The organism is Arthrospira sp. PCC 9901, from assembly GCF_059013425.1.
On sequence record NZ_CP102296.1, the window covers coordinates 355245 to 371173 of the forward strand.

Annotated in this window: 13 protein-coding genes; 8 read left to right on the top strand and 5 right to left on the bottom strand. The window is 44.7% G+C overall.

Annotated elements, in window-relative coordinates; all coding sequences use genetic code 11:
* Positions 1-30: 30 nt before the first annotated feature.
* Both NLZ44_RS01740 and cutA read left to right on the top strand, forming a co-directional pair.
* On the top strand, positions 31-918 hold the full coding sequence (locus NLZ44_RS01740; protein ID WP_006624593.1) for a pentapeptide repeat-containing protein: 888 nt from the start codon (positions 31-33) through the stop codon (positions 916-918).
* Positions 919-938: 20 nt separating this feature from the next.
* Complete coding sequence (gene cutA, locus NLZ44_RS01745) at positions 939-1262, top strand: divalent-cation tolerance protein CutA (RefSeq protein WP_006624592.1); 324 nt, start codon at positions 939-941, stop codon at positions 1260-1262.
* Positions 1263-1312: 50 nt separating this feature from the next.
* On the opposite strand, the gene NLZ44_RS01750 is transcribed toward cutA, so the two are convergent.
* Both NLZ44_RS01750 and NLZ44_RS01755 read right to left on the bottom strand, forming a co-directional pair.
* Complete coding sequence (locus tag NLZ44_RS01750; RefSeq protein ID WP_493751678.1) at positions 1313-2086, bottom strand: Uma2 family endonuclease; 774 nt, start codon at positions 2084-2086, stop codon at positions 1313-1315.
* Between the two features lie 165 nt (positions 2087-2251).
* Entirely contained in the window at positions 2252-3013 is a 762-nt protein-coding gene (locus NLZ44_RS01755) for a phycobilisome rod-core linker polypeptide (protein ID WP_493751679.1), read from the bottom strand.
* A gap of 279 nt (positions 3014-3292) precedes the next feature.
* Between NLZ44_RS01755 and NLZ44_RS01760 the strand changes: the two genes are divergently transcribed.
* Positions 3293-4645, top strand: coding sequence for an MATE family efflux transporter (locus NLZ44_RS01760; protein ID WP_493751680.1), 1353 nt, complete (start codon positions 3293-3295; stop codon positions 4643-4645).
* 245 nt (positions 4646-4890) lie between these two features.
* Here NLZ44_RS01760 and uvrB read toward each other — a convergent pair whose 3' ends face one another.
* Both uvrB and NLZ44_RS01770 read right to left on the bottom strand, forming a co-directional pair.
* On the bottom strand, positions 4891-6888 hold the full coding sequence (gene uvrB / locus NLZ44_RS01765; protein ID WP_187757705.1) for an excinuclease ABC subunit UvrB: 1998 nt from the start codon (positions 6886-6888) through the stop codon (positions 4891-4893).
* 78 nt (positions 6889-6966) lie between these two features.
* The gene (locus tag NLZ44_RS01770) at positions 6967-7893 is read right to left on the bottom strand and encodes a histone deacetylase family protein (protein ID WP_493751681.1); all 927 of its coding nucleotides are present in this window, start codon (positions 7891-7893) and stop codon (positions 6967-6969) included.
* 201 nt (positions 7894-8094) lie between these two features.
* Here NLZ44_RS01770 and gyrA point away from each other — a divergent pair, with 201 nt between their 5' ends.
* A complete protein-coding gene (gyrA, locus tag NLZ44_RS01775) occupies positions 8095-10743 on the top strand; it encodes a DNA topoisomerase (ATP-hydrolyzing) subunit A (protein WP_493751682.1) in 2649 nt (882 codons plus the stop codon).
* Positions 10744-11220: 477 nt separating this feature from the next.
* Here the strand turns inward: gyrA and NLZ44_RS01780 are convergent, their stop codons facing one another.
* Positions 11221-12813 carry an alpha/beta hydrolase gene (locus NLZ44_RS01780; protein WP_493751683.1) on the bottom strand — a complete coding sequence of 531 codons (1593 nt, stop codon included), beginning with the start codon at positions 12811-12813 and terminating at the stop codon, positions 11221-11223.
* Between the two features lie 129 nt (positions 12814-12942).
* Here NLZ44_RS01780 and panB point away from each other — a divergent pair, with 129 nt between their 5' ends.
* From panB to NLZ44_RS01800, 4 genes are read left to right on the top strand one after another with little or no spacing between them, the layout of a single operon-like run.
* Positions 12943-13719, top strand: coding sequence for a 3-methyl-2-oxobutanoate hydroxymethyltransferase (panB, locus tag NLZ44_RS01785; protein WP_006624583.1), 777 nt, complete (start codon positions 12943-12945; stop codon positions 13717-13719).
* Positions 13719-14342 (top strand): flavin prenyltransferase UbiX, encoded by a 624-nt coding sequence (locus NLZ44_RS01790; RefSeq protein ID WP_006624582.1) that lies wholly within the window; start codon positions 13719-13721, stop codon positions 14340-14342. The genes panB and NLZ44_RS01790 overlap by 1 nt, the downstream gene beginning before the upstream one ends.
* A gap of 55 nt (positions 14343-14397) precedes the next feature.
* Positions 14398-15297, top strand: a complete 900-nt coding sequence (locus NLZ44_RS01795) for a LapA family protein (RefSeq protein ID WP_493751684.1) — start codon at positions 14398-14400, stop codon at positions 15295-15297.
* A gap of 16 nt (positions 15298-15313) precedes the next feature.
* Positions 15314-15898: a shikimate kinase gene (locus NLZ44_RS01800; RefSeq protein ID WP_493751685.1), complete on the top strand. Its 585-nt coding sequence runs from the start codon at positions 15314-15316 to the stop codon at positions 15896-15898.
* Positions 15899-15929 lie beyond the last annotated feature (31 nt).

Below are 15929 nucleotides of genomic sequence, written 5' to 3' on the forward strand. Positions count from 1 at the left end.
ATAATCAGAGGTAGCCGGAGTTACTTTTTCATGAACGTCAGCCATCTTTTAAGACTTTACGAACAAGGCGAAACCGACTTTACAGGAGTCGATCTCAGTGGCGTAGACTTGACAGGGGTCATTCTCATAGGTGTTAACCTATCGAGAAGTAACCTGACGGGTGCTAACCTGACTCGCTCATTTTTAAGTCGTGTTAAGTTCAATGGTGCAAATTTACACCGTGCCAACCTGAGTTTTGCTAAAATGAACGAAGCCAAGCTGGTGGAGGCTGAGTTAACCAAAGCCAATCTCAACGGTACTTTTTTAGTCAAAGCTAAATTACCTGGTGTCCAACTCAGTGGCGCAAGTTTGGCGGGTGCTAATTTGCGTGGCGCTAGTCTCCCCAATTCTAACTTATGTGGTGCTAACCTGCAATTTGCTAATCTGCGGGGGGCTAATTTGACTGGCAGTGATTTGAGATATACTAATCTCAATGGTGTGCGACTCAGTGGCGCTAAGTTATTTGGAACCAGGCTCACTGATGTTAACTTGCAAAATGCTTATATGAATGGTGTTAATTTGAGTCGCCTAGATTTGAATGGTGTTAACTTGAGTAACGCTAGGCTTTGTGGTTCTAATTTGACCGGAACTAACTTGATTAGGGCTAATCTCAGTTCTGCTAAACTCCTAGGTTCCCAGTTAGAAAATGCCGATTTAAGAGGCGCTAATTTAGAAAATGCTTGCTTGAGTTATGCTGATCTGAATGGTTCTAAATTGTCGGGGGCTAATTTCCGAAATGCTGATTTGCGCGAGGCTAAATTACTGGGAGTCGAGGTAAAAGAGGCTAATTTCTGTGAGGCAATTTTACCGTTGTCTTTTCGCTTATATCTGGATTTAGAAAATTTCTGCTGTTTAACACTTTCTCAATCTCAAGTTTAGATGTTTGTGGTATAATTGATATGGTGGCTCAATATGGTATAGTATTAGTAACGGCAAGTTCCCGGACGGAAGCAGAGGCGATCGCCCATACTTTAGTCGAGGGAAAACTAGCCGCCTGTGTGGGTTTAATGCCCATCCATTCAGTTTACACCTGGAAAGGTGAGATCTGCTCATCCGATGAGTGGCAATTAATTATTAAAACTGACCTGAATCAGTTTGACGCTTTGGCTGCTAAGGTCGCCGAGGTTCATTCCTATGAAGTGCCGGAAATTATTGCCTTACCAATTGTCGCAGGTTCCCCCTCTTATTTACAATGGATTTCACAACAACTAGACCCCACATGACAGGGGCGAAATATTTACGCCCCTACCTAGTGGTTGAAAATTCCTTTAAACTAATTGTCTAAAGGCTCAATACCAGCCTGGCGCAGTTGTTCCATGAAACGTTCAGCCCGTTGTCGTTCAGCATCAGCCCGTTGTCGTTCAGCTTCCACCCGTTGGCTTTCAGCATCAGCCCGTTGGCGTTCTTGGGCGACCAATTCAATACCCCAAAGCAGCAACTCTCCGGCTTCATTCCACCAGCGCAACCAGTAACCGTTACGGTTTTCGCGGGTTCCTTCCCAAACCCCTAAAAACAGTTCCATGGGAGCGATCGCATATCGTCCATCATCTAGTGGTTCTTGTATTTGATAGAATCCCTGTTCATCAAGGCGATAAAGTTCTAACTTACCAGTTTTGGGGTCAAAAATAGCATAGTAAGGGACCTCTAACACCCGTTCATAAAAGAACCATTTTCCTGGGGGATAGGTAGGCTTAATCGAATATTCCCCTCCGTCAGTATCAGAGAGAAATTCCATAACTATAATCGGACGCGCACCCTGCAACTCAGGAGTATAGCTGCGTTCAACCTGCGATCGCTCAACCCGAATTTCTGGAATAAACGCCCAGTCTGGGGCTTTCACCACAATTTTACCGTTGAGGGTGGCACAGATCCCATAATTGGTGGGCGTGATACTCAGTGGGCTCAGTTTACCAGCCACAGCTAGACTATCAGTCAGGGCTACAGCTAAAGCCGGTTGATTAATATTGTCCACAGGATCGTCCGGTAGAATAAAATCATCGGGAAGTTTTTCCCAAGTAATCTCCAAGTCAACAATCCGGAGAGCCATAATACATTAGGGATGATTAACAATTATTGTTATTATAGCGATCGCCCCCACGAAAAATTCGCCGCCAAATGTTAGACATCAAGAGTTAACCATTGGGTCAAAAACTCCGAATATCTAACCGCTGGCAGCGACTGTCAATCCCAATTAAGTAAGGATTAGATCCTATTAGCGCTGACGGTAAGGAACCATGGTGTCAAAATTGATGCTACCAAGGGCAACGCGAGTTACTGTGTTGGCCGGACGAGAAACCTGTTTTGCCATAGCCAGGAAGTTGGCGGGATCGCCAGCTTTGGGTTGCTTCTCTTGGGGTACAAAGCGACGTACAGAAGTTTGCCAGATAACTTGGGGGAATCCCAACTGGGTCCGGTGGTATTCATTGTACCGGGGAGTCTTCAGGTTAAAGGGTGTTTCGCCCATATTGCGCTGAGGCAGAACCCGACGACGTTGATAAGGAACTGTATCATATCCGAAGTTATCCAGGTACTCGTCGCTATTGAGTAATTCCTCAATGAAGCCCTTGGGTCCTTTGTTAGCAATCACAATTGACCAAGCGATTTTTTCCCGTTCGTTGTAAACATCCCGGCCGAGAATTCGCTGAACGCACATTTCCGCAAAGCGGTAGTTGCTGTTGGTTTGGTAGTTTCTCTCCAAGAAAGGAGCCGAAGTCGCTAACCCACCAATGAAGTCACGGACGGTGATCTGACCAAACTTGAGTTGGGACTCAAGGAAGGTTTGGCGATTGCTTTTGAGCATTTGATGCTCACTAAAGATTTGCCGATAAGCCGCCCAGATCAGAGTGTCCCACTCAGAACCCGAAGGCATATTTTCAGCCGTATAAATTTGGGGCTGCTCATCACCTGGAACTTCATATCCAGCAACACGAGTATTGAAACTCGTTGTAGTGTAGCTTAATAATGGAAGCGGCACCTTATATCTCCTTATTCTCAAACGTCAGCATTGTTTATCAGTTGTCGCCAATGATCTATCCCAGGATGATTGGGATTTAGCACACTGGCATTAATATACCATGCTTACAGATTAGGGGATTGAGGCGATCGCAGTCTAACTTTTATGAAGCCCTGCAATAATATGTAACATTTTAGCAATCTTCCCCCAAACACTAATAGAGCCACTACCGCCTACCGCCTAGCTTCAACCCTTTTTTTTTGGTAAACTTTTGTAAATATGCTCAAAGCCGCTGGCCCTATGAAAGGAACATTAACCCAAGGATCTGTTACATCTACCCTGATTAACCTCACTCTACCAATGATTTGGGGAGTGTTTGCCATTATTGCCTTTAGCCTAGCAGATACCTACTTCGTCGCTAAGTTGGGAACCCGACAACTAGCCGCGATGAGTTTTACCTTTCCAGTAGTCACCCTATTAGGAAGCGTATCTATGGGACTGGGGATAGGCGCTGCTTCTGTCATTGCTAGGGCTATTGGGGAGGGAGAACGCGATCGCGTCCGCCGCCTCACCACTAACTCTCTCAGTCTCTCTCTGCTTATGGTTAGTGTCTTAATCGTCCTCGGTATCAGCACCATTAACCCCGTGTTTCAAGCCTTGGGAGCCAGTCCTGATATCTTGCCATTTATCCGCGAGTATATGACCATTTGGTATGGAGGTGTCATTTTTCTGGTGGTTCCTATGGTCGGGACTAGCGCTATTCGCGCGGCGGGTAATACCTTCGTTCCTAGTGTGATTATGACTGTCGCTGCTGTCGTTAATATTATCCTTGACCCCATATTTATCTTTGGCTTTGCTACTATACCAGCCATGGGACTGCGGGGAGCCGCGATCGCTACTGTTATCGGTCGTGCTACCACTTTAATCGCTTCCGTCTTATTCCTGCATTTCCGCGAAAAAATGCTCCTCTGGAAACTTCCCACCCCCAAAGACCTATTGTCCGACTGGCGACAAATTCTCCATGTTGGTATTCCCGCTACCGGAACCAATATGATTACCCCTATTTCTACCGCCGTCGTCACAGGCTTGGTCGCTACCTATGGTTCCGAAGCCGTCGCTGGTTTTGGTATTGCTACCCGAGTCGAGGCTTTCGCTTTAATTGTGATTATGGCACTCTCTGCTAGTATTGGTCCTTTTGTTGGTCAAAATTGGGGCGCTCAACTTTATCATCGCGTACACACTGCTATCCGACAGTCTTTCCTGTTTTGTATATTTTGGGGAGTCCTATTAACTCTTATTTTGGCTGCTAGTTCTGAACAAATCGCTACTACTTTTGATCAAAATCCCAATGTAGTCGCGATCGCTGCTAGTTACCTCACCCTCGTTCCCGTTAGTTATGGAACTATGGGTCTCATGTTCATCGCTAGTTCTACTTTTAATGCTTTGGGTAAGCCTTTACCATCTTTGATGATGACTATTACCCGGATGTTATTACTTTATGTTCCTTTGGCTTATTTGGGTAGTCTCTGGTGGGGAGTTAAAGGCATTTTTGCCGCCGCTTGTATTGCTAATTTACTTGTCGGTATTGGCGCTTATTTTTGGACTCGCAAAACTTGGCAATTGCGATCGGCTGATCCAGTTGTCCTAGAATAGCTTTTTTTTAAAAAAATGGCCCGGCCGCCCAAGTGAAAAGGGGTTGACAGGGCGGCGCTAGTCGGCTATGATAGGAGTATGTTAAATAATGGGATGTCAGCAAAAATAATATTTTCGCAACTATTCCCATTATCCTATAGTATAGCACGGACTCCCCCAAAAAGATAGGGTTTTCTGAAAAAAAAAGCGCGGGGGCCGCCCAGAAAATTTTTTTTTTGGCCCAGCCGCTGAGTCCTAAAAATCAATTAACGACCAACTAATTTATCGCGTAAAATGCGAATGCGATCGCGAAATTGAGCCGCCTCCTCAAACTCCAACTGTTGCGCCGCCTGCTTCATGCGAACCTCCAACTGTTGAATTAAAGTTGGTATTTCTTCCAAGGGTAAATCATCCACCTGTGGACAAGCCAGATCAATTTGTTGAGAATTTAAGCGTCTGGAGACATCCAAAAACGCCAAAATGGCATTACTGGAAGTTTTGTGAATAGATTTAGGGGTAATGCCATATTTTTGATTATACTCCAACTGAATTGTTCGCCGTCGGTTAGTTTCGGCGATCGCCGCCCTCATGCTGTCAGTCATATTATCAGCATACAAGATAGCCTGACCGCGAACGTGGCGCGCCGCCCTCCCAATAGTTTGAATAAGCGACCTTTCCGTCCGCAAAAAACCTTCCTTATCCGCATCAAAAATAGCCACCAGAGACACCTGTGGTAAATCCAAACCTTCCCGCAATAAATTCACCCCAATTAACACATCAAATTCGCCTTCTTGTAAAGACTGAAGAATCTCAATGCGCTGAATCGACTGTATTTCCGAATGTAGATATCTGACCCGAATACCCCTCTCTTGCAAATACTCAGTTAAATCCTCCGCCATACGCTTAGTTAAAGTCGTAACCAAAACCCGTTCATTCCTGGGGATTCTCTCTTGAATTTCAGCGATTAAATCATCAACCTGTCCTGTGGTTGGGCGGACAAATATTTCCGGGTCAACTACCCCCGTTGGTCGAATAACTTGTTCAACCACCTGACCTTGAGATTGTGCAATTTCCCAATCTCCTGGTGTCGCCGAGACCAAAATACACTGTTTAACTTTTTGCCAAAATTCCTCAGATTTCAAGGGTCGATTATCCGCCGCACTAGGAAGACGAAAACCATGTTCAATTAGCACCTTTTTTCTGGCTTGGTCGCCATTGTACATAGCCCGAATTTGAGGAACCGTCACATGAGACTCATCGACCACCAATAACCAATCATCCGGGAAATAGTCCACCAAACACTCAGGAGGAGAACCGGGAAGCCTTCCAGCGAGGTGACGAGAGTAGTTTTCCACACCATTACAATATCCGACTTCTCGCAGCATTTCCAAGTCATAGCGAGCGCGTTGATCTAGGCGTTGGGCTTCTAAAAGTTTACCAGCTTTTTCTAATTCGGCTAACTGTTGTTTAAGTTCAGCAGCAATAGCATCACAAGCAGCATCTAACCTATCTCCCGGTGTCACAAAGTGGCGGGCGGGGTATATATTTAATGTGTCTAAACTCTGTAAGACTTCTCCGGTTACGGGGTCAATATAACGAATTGCATCAATTTCATCCCCGAAAAATTCTACCCTAATTATACGGTCTTCATAGGCGGGTCCAATTTCTAAGACATCTCCGCGAACTCGGAAGCGTCCGCGAGTGATTTCCGTGTCATTGCGGGTATATTGAATAGAGGCTAGGTCTCGCAAAAGTTGGCGTTGGTCTAGGTCTTCTCCCACCCGTAGGGGAATGGCTGCGTTCAGGTATTCGGTGGGTATTCCTAACCCGTAAATACAGCTAATGGAAGCTACAACAATTACATCTCGCCTTTCAAATAAAGACCGAGTAGCTGAGTGTCTCAGCATATCAATTTCATCGTTAATTGAGGCGGTTTTTTCTATATAAGTATCGGAGACAGGAATATAGGCTTCCGGTTGATAATAGTCGTAATAGCTGATAAAGTATTCAACGGCATTGTTAGGGAAAAATTCCCGCAGTTCATTGCAGAGTTGGGCGGCGAGGGTTTTGTTGTGGGCGAGGACTAGGGTGGGGCGACCTAATTGGGCGATGGTGGCGGCAATGGTAAAGGTTTTTCCGGTTCCAGTTGCGCCTAAGAGGGTGGTTTTAGGATGACCGGATTTGATGCTTTGAATTAATTGGGCGATCGCTAATGGTTGATCTCCTGTAGGTTGAAAGGGTGCTTTTAACTCAAATTTGACCATAGTTCAATTTGATATGATTCCGATCATATCTGATAGTTGGTTGTTGTGGGAGTTAATGGCTGACCGGACTGGGAGGGATTAATAATTTAAACAGGACTCTATAGTTGCCACTACGGAATCCGCCAAACTTTTCAAATCATATCCCCCTTCTAATCCTAACACAATTTTTGTAGTGATTTGGCAGCAATAATCTGTAAATATCCCAAAATCTTGCGGTTGTAAGGAAATACTGGCTAAGGGGTCAGCTTGATTGGCATCATATCCAGCACTGATAATTAATAAATCTGGCTGAAAACTTTGTAAAAAAGGGATCACTTGATTTTCAAAAGCTGGCTGGTATAATGCCATGGTACTACCTGGAGACATGGGGATATTTAAAACATTATTATATTGACCTTTTTCTTGGGGGTAGCCAGTTCCGGGATAACAGGGGGACTGATGAAGGGAACAGTAAGCCATTTGGGGGTGATTTTCGACCAGGCTTTGGGTTCCGTTACCGTGGTGAACGTCCCAATCAAGAATAGCAACTCGATTGACTCCTGGCTGTTGAATGGCATAATGAGCAGCGATCGCCGCATTAGAAAACAAACAGAAACCCATCCCCCGACCCGCTTCGGCATGATGTCCGGGGGGACGGGCTAAAATAAAACTAGGTCTGGCGGTAGTCAAAGTGCGATCGACACCATCTAACCAAGCACTGATCGCCAATAGCGCCACCTGGTAACTCTCCTCAGAAATGGGAGTATCGCCGTCAAGATGGCCGCCGCCAGCACTGGCAATATTTTTAATCCTGTCAATATGGGAGTCGGTGTGAACAGCCTGGAGGACTTGCATAATCAGACTGTGGCGTTCTTTTACCGGAGTGGGTGATAACCAAGTCAGTTGGTCACGCCAGGGGGTGGCCCGCAAACCTTGGACGATCGCTTTGAGGCGTTCGGGTCGTTCTGGATGAAATAAACCCGTTTTGTGTTCCAGAAATTCGTCAGAGTAGATAACAGTTAACATTGACCGTGCCGGGGCTAACAACAGGGGACAAAAAGGCAATAGGGCCGAGAGGGATTCCCATCGAAAATATGTGCAAAGTATGCTATAATTTTATAGCCTAGTCGCGCCTTTTCAAATAATAATCGAAAATCAATTTATTTGATCTGAATTATTTCACAAAAAAGCGACGGTTTTTGCAATATTAATGGAGTTTTAAATTCTATGAGCGCTTCCGAATCCCGAATTATCCCAACGGATTTGCGGAACGAGATGCAGCAATCCTATCTCGAATACGCCATGAGCGTCATTGTAGGTCGGGCGCTGCCAGATGCCAGGGATGGGTTTAAACCAGTCCATCGTCGCATCCTGTATGCCATGAATGAACTAGGCCTAATGCCCGATCGCCCCTTTCGGAAGTGCGCCCGGGTGGTAGGGGAGGTTCTGGGGAAATATCACCCCCACGGTGATACAGCCGTCTACGATGCCCTAGTGCGGATGGCCCAGGAATTTTCGATGCGATCGCCCCTAATTCAAGGTCACGGGAACTTTGGGTCTGTCGATAATGACCCCCCCGCGGCCATGCGATACACAGAATGTCGCCTGCACTACCTGACCTCCGAAGCCATGTTGCGGGATATCGACTCCGATACCGTAGATTTTGGCGATAACTTTGACGGTTCCCAACAAGAACCCCTAGTGCTTCCGGCCCGCATTCCTCAACTGTTGCTCAACGGTTCCTCCGGTATCGCCGTCGGAATGGCAACTAACATCCCCCCCCATAACCTCAATGAGTTAGTCGATGGCTTAGTCGCGCTAATTCATAACCCCGAAATTACTGATACTGAACTAATGCGCTATATTCCCGGTCCTGACTTCCCGACCGGGGCGAAAATTCTCGGAAGGTCTGGTATTCGGGAAGCCTACACCACCGGACGGGGTTCTATCACCATGCGGGGAGTTGCCCAAATTGAAACCATTGAACACCGAGGACGACCAGACCGGGAAGCTATTATCATCACTGAGTTACCCTACCAAACCAATAAAGCCGCTTTAATCGAAAAAATCGCCGAAATGGTGAATGAGAAGCGCCTGGAGGGGATATCAGATATCCGAGATGAAAGCGATCGTGAAGGGATGCGGATCGTCGTGGAACTCCGACGAGATGCCTATCCTAGGGTGGTTCTCAACAACCTTTATAAACAAACTCCCCTTCAGACCAACTTCGGCGCTAATATGTTAGCCCTAGTTAACGGAAAACCAGAATTGCTTACCCTCAAGCGATATCTCCATGTTTTCCTAGACTTCCGCATCGACACTATCCGGCGGCGTACTGAATATGAAAAACGCAAAGCTGAAGAACGTGATCACCTCCTGCAAGGACTATTAATTGCTCTCGATAATCTTGATGCAATTATTGCCCTAATTCGCCATGCTGCTGATAGCCCTACAGCCAAACAAGAGTTAATCGAAAGGTTCGGACTTTCTGAACCACAAGCTGATGCTATTTTACAAATGCAACTGCGACGTTTAACCGCCTTGGAAGCTCAGAAAATTGAACAAGAACATCAAGAACTTTTGGCGAAAATTTCTGACCTAAACGATATTTTAAATCGCCGAGAACGGATTTTAGAAATTGTTGAGCAGGAAGCTCAAGAAATTAAACAACGTCACGGCACACCCCGACGGACGGAAATTGAACTCGAAGAAAGTGAGCTAGAAGATACCGATTTGATTGCTAATGAAAAAGCAATTATTCTTCTCACTGAACAAGGGTACATTAAACGGATGCCCGTTAATACTTTTGAGGCTCAAAATCGCGCCACTCGCGGTAAATCTGGAACCAAAATGAAGGAGGATGATGGGGTTAAACATTTCTTGAGCTGTTGCGACCATGACAGTATTCTGTTCTTTACTGAACGGGGGGTTGCTTACTGTTTAAAAGCCTATCAAATACCTATCGGTTCCCGCATCGCTAGGGGGGTTCCGATTGTGCAAATGTTGCCAATTCCTCGGGATGAGAAAATCACCTCTTTGGTGGCGGTTGGGGAATTTAGTAACGATGAATATTTGGTGATGCTAACTAAGGGGGGTTACATCAAAAAAACTGCCCTTTCCGCTTTTAACAATATCCGTTCTAATGGCATAATTGCGATTTCCTTAAATGAAGGAGATGAGTTGCGTTGGGTACGCAGTGCTAAGGTGGATGATAGCGTTATTATCGGTTCTCGCCTGGGTATGGCTATTCATTTCCACACTGATGATAAACAATTACGACCCCTCGGTCGCGCTACCCGTGGGGTTAAAGCTATGAAGCTAAAACCAGATGATGAACTCATTGGGATGGATATTCTCCCTAGTTTTATTGTGGCTAGTATTCCTCAATTGGGGGGTGAAGAAACGGAAATAGAAGATGAGGAAAATACTACCGTTGAAGAGGTGGATGATACGGAATCGGAAGAGATAGCTACTACTGAAGTTGAACCTGATGGGGTTTCTATTTTGGTGATTACTACTAGGGGTTATGGAAAACGAGTTCCTGTGTCTCAATTTCGCTTACAAAATCGCGCCGGAAAAGGCATTATTGCTACTAAGTTTAAACCCCATTTATCTGGTGATTGTGTGGTGGCGCTTCAGGTGGTACATAATACTGATGAATTGATGTTAATTACTAGCCGGGGGATTATTATTCGTCAGGTGATTAGCGCTATTTCTCGACAGTCCCGCAATGCTACAGGGGTGCGGGTACAACGCTTAGATAAGGAAGATGCGATCGCTGCTGTGGCTTTAGTCCCTTTATCCGGTGAAGGGGACGATACCGAAGTTGATGTTGACCCTAATACTGACGTTGAACTTCAAGAAGTCAATAACTGAACTCTGACAACCTAGAAACCCTACTCCCCCCATTTCCTCCTAATAGGTCTGGTTAGGGGGGAGTTTTTCATATATCAATTCAATATATCAATTCAATATATCAATTAACAGTTTGATCAAGTCCATCAACACAAAAAAGTTGCACAAATCGGATATAAAAATCTGACAATATAGGTTATAATCAGATTAGAAACCTGAGTAGTGTGCTTTCCAATAGATCTAACAAAAGTCATGGCGGGTTTTCCTGCCTGACTTTTGCTATATTGACTACGTTGGGTCCATTGACCTCTGTTGGGTTTCACCCAACCTACGTTGGGTCCATTGACCTCTGTTGGGTTTCACCCAACCTACTACTACTCTCTTTGTTGGGTTTCACCCAACCTACATTTTCCGTTTCACCCAACCTACTACTACTCTCTTTGTTGGGTTTCACCCAACCTACATTTTTGTCAAGGGTCAATATTTATTTATGTCATTTTATTTAACTCCTAGCTTCTGGTCAGGAGTCGGTAATATCAAATGGATAGGATAAGCAGCATCACTGATATGGATAGCGTAAGCGGCTTGTAAATATTGCTCATATTCAGGATTATTAGTTATGTGGGTTTGGAAAAATGCTACACTTAGACTTTTGATATATCCCCGGGAAATTTCTGTGGCTGGACGAGTTAAACCTCCTAAGTTGGGTATGGCTTCAGCCGTGTATTGATTCATATCAAAAAAGTGACTATCTTTTTCTTTAAAGACTAAATATCGGTGGGAATTGGTTAACCAATTAAAAGCTGGGATTTGTTCTAATACTGCTGGTGCTAATATATCCAAGCCACTGGCTACCATCATCACCGGGATTTGGATTTGATTGATGCTTGCTTCTCCTAAGATACTACTATTTAGAGGGTTTATCAGTAAGATAGCATTAACTCTTTCATCTCTCAAGTTGGTGTCGGTTTGCGGTAATTCTAGGGCGCGACACTGGAGAAATAAGGCAGGATTAACGGAAAAGTTATCTTGATTGCAGTCGATTTTCAGTTGTGCAAAATTCAGCGGCGCACCCCCTAAGACTAAAGCTGTATAGCCTCCGAGAGAATGTCCGAGAACTCCGACATTATCCAAGTTAAGGCGATCGCTTAAATCTCCACTATTTAAGGATTCTAGATAATCTAATACTTGGGAAATGTCAAGGGGTCTGTCTATAAATTCTCGCGGGTTAAACATATCTGATACTTTCCCAATTAACAAGTCTTGGAATTGCTGAAAATCGCTACCAGTGTGCTGAGGAACAGCTACGGCGAAACCATAGGAGGCTAAATGGCGCGCGAGGTATTCAAAGCGACTGCGGTCTGATGCTAAACCATGAGATATGATTAAAGTGGGGATATTACTATCAGTAGTTTCCGGGAGGTATAAATCAAAATTAAATTGGCGATCGCGAATTGAATCACTAACTCTATAGGTGTATTTAGAACTTGGAAAATCTCCGGGTTTTCGTAAGTCGCGCCATTGACTAAAATCAATATTTCCAGCAGTTTTTCCTTGGGAAGATGCCAGTCTTTTGATGTCGGCAATTATATCATTAGTTGACTCAATTAAAATCGCTACATTAGTTAATGCTTGTAAAGCCTCATTTAGGTTCATATAAATACTAGGACTAGGAAACTCTCGCATCATATCAATGAGGGTAAATCCGTCGGGGAGACTACTGGCTGATACCATGGCATTTCGGATGGCATCTGCGCCATTAGCACCGGGTTCGGTTTCGATAATATCTCCCATCTGAATTAAAAAATCTGCTACCATCGGAGAACTCAATAAATGCCTGATTTCGGCATCACTAAACTGATAACGTCTCGCTAATATGTCCCGCAGTTGTGTCTGGATTTTGGGACTCAATAAATTTGCGACATTATCTAAATTTTGATGTTCGGAATGGTCGGGCGGATTTTCGATATAAGTTTCTAAAACATCGACAGGAATAGAAAAATCTCTATTTCCGATGGAAAAACGCAAAAAATCAGCGGCTTGAGTGGGGGTAGCGATCGCTACCAGGGTGGAGACCCCTAGAGTGATCAACTTGAGACCAAGTATTATATAATTGGGCTGCATTAGTATTCTCAGTGTGAAACTTAGGATGAGACAGTGGTTCAGTTTTTGATAAAATCAAGACTCTGCAACCTGTAATCCCTAAACCTACAAACAATTATGGCAGTAACCACCCAACAATTAATCGATTGGAAACAGCAGGGACACCAAATTACCATGCTAACTGCTTATGAGTATGCGATCGCCAAAATTATCGACCAAGCAGGTATTGATATTATTCTAGTCGGTGATTCCCTAGCCATGGTCGGTTTAGGTTACGAAACCACCCTACCGCTAACCCTTGAGGAAATGTTGCACCACGCCAAAGCAGTGCGTCGGGCGGTGGTAAGATCCCTATTGGTAGTGGATTTACCATTTTTGACCTACCAGGAAAGTCCCCAACAGGCGATTCATTCAGCCGGACGGGTATTGAAAGAAACAGGAGCATCCGCCGTAAAGTTAGAAGGGGGCTATGATGAAATGGCTAATACAGTCAGCGCCTTAGTCAAAGTGGGTATTCCCGTTATGGGTCATGTCGGCTTAACTCCCCAGTCTGTACATCAATTGGGAGGGTATCGCCAACAAGGTAAAACCACAGTGGCAGCAGAACGTATTTTATCAGAAGCGATCGCCTTACAACAAGCGGGAGCCTTTGCTATAGTCCTGGAACATATCCCCAAGGACTTGGCGGCGGAAATTACCCAACAACTAACCATTCCCACTATCGGTATTGGCGCGGGTCCTTACTGCGACGGACAAGTGCTGGTAACCTCTGATATATTGGGATTAACCCCCTGGCAACCACCCTTTGCCAAAAAATACGCTAACCTGCACGATACCATTACCAACGCCGTGACACAATTCTGCACAGAAGTTCAACAAGGGAAGTTTCCCTAATGACCACCTCGACCAGACCCCTGATTATTGGCGTTTCCGGTGCTTCGGGACTCATTTATGCAGTCCGCGCCTTAAAATACCTGCTACAAGCCGATTATGCTATCGAATTGGTAGCCTCCAAGTCTTCCTACATGGTATGGCAAGCGGAGAATAATTTGCAAATGCCTGGAGATAGCGCGCGCCAGGAGTTATTTTGGCGACAACAAGCCGGGGTGGAAACCGGGGGAAAACTGCGTTGTCATCCTTGGCAGGATGTAGGCGCTAATATTGCTAGTGGTTCCTTTCGCACTATCGGTATGATCGTCATTCCCTGTAGTATGAGTACAGTGGCTAAAATTGCCCAAGGTCTCAGTTCCGATTTACTTGAACGGGCGGCAGATGTACAATTAAAAGAAGGTAGAAAATTGGTAATTGTGCCACGGGAAACTCCCCTAAGTCTTATCCATCTGCGAAATTTGACTACTTTAGCAGAAGCAGGCGCGCGGATTGTCCCGGCTATCCCCGCTTGGTATCATCATCCCCAAACTATTGAGGATTTGGTAGATTTTGTGGTAGCGCGAACCCTGGATCAATTTGAGATTGATTGTGTACCTTTGCGTCGGTGGAAACCTGATGAATTCTGAGGGAATTTCCTAATTAGTTATTGATATTTTCGATTTCGATGGGGTTATTTATGTGATGTCTGGAAAAAGTGCGATCGCTATTTTGATTATAGTCGGTGGTTTGATATTGTTCACCATACAAAATCTTTCCCCCGCCATATCTTTAGTATTTTTAGGGATGCAATTACCCACTTTACCTTTGTCGGTGTGGCTACTAATTGCCCTATTCATCGGTATATTCACCTCTCTGATTATTGCCAGTTTATTCCAACTCTCTTACACCCCCTCTCCGTCACGTCCTCAAGCCAGTAAAAAACCTATACAACCATCCCCCCAACCTAACCCACCTGATCCAGCAATTCCCCCGTCACCACAAGCCGATGATTCGGAGTGGGATAATTTGCAATCTGAACTAGAATTAGAACCCGAAAATCAACCGCCTATCCCTACCCCCAAAAATCAATCCCCCAAAACTCACAAAAATAGTGATGATTGGGAAACCGAAGTCCGCCAAGTTAGCGATAGTTGGGATGAAAATGATAGCGATCGCCAAAATGAACCAGAAACCCCACCCGTTAGACAAACTACCCCCAAACCATCAGAATCAGAATCCTGGAATAAACGCGATATCAATCCCCTAAACTCTCCTAATACTGATGAAAATTGGGATAATTTACCTCCCCAGAATGCGCCAAATACCCCCACTCCTCCACCCCCAGAAAACACCCCCACCACCACTCCCACACCCCCAGAAACCACCGGAAAAACCTTTGAATTACAGCAACAACCTCAAAAAGAATCCTGGTCGGGTTCCGTCTATTCCTTCAATTATAAAGACGGTCAAAATTCCGGTGCTGGTCGTACCGAATCAGTTTATGATGCAGACTATCGCCTAATTAATCCCCCTTCTCCCCCTACCAAAATTCAATCTGATGAGGAAGATTGGGGTTTTGATGATGAGGATGAAATCGGCTAAAATTATCTAGCTAGTTATGATCACTTTCGGACTTTTAGACAATCTCATGGTTTTAGAACAAATACAAGGAATTAACATCTATTTAATTGGTATGATGGGGGCGGGAAAATCTACGGTCGGTGAGATATTGGCTAATCGATTAAGCTATAAGTTTTTTGATACCGATGTTTTGATTAGTCAAGTGTCGGGACAAGCCATTCCCGAAATTTTTGCCACCCAGGGAGAGGAAGAATTTAGGAACTTAGAATCTCAAGTCCTATCTAGTCTTTGTGCTTATCAACATTTAGTGGTAGCTACTGGGGGAGGGGTTGTGATTAAACGGATGAATTGGAGTTATTTAAGACATGGTATAATTATCTGGTTAGATGTCCCAACTCATTGCTTATATGAACGTCTGAAAGGAGACACAACCCGACCTCTACTAGAACACCCAGACCCCCTAACTCGCCTCGATAATATCCTGGAAACTAGGCGACATCTTTATCAACAAGCTGATATTTCTATTGCTATCAATGGGGATGAAAAACCCCCAGAAATTGCCGAACAAATTATTACTAAAATCCCTAATATCCTCAAGCAAACTCAATCACACCTTAATTAATAATTATAGCCGGGTTTCTCCCCCAGATTTC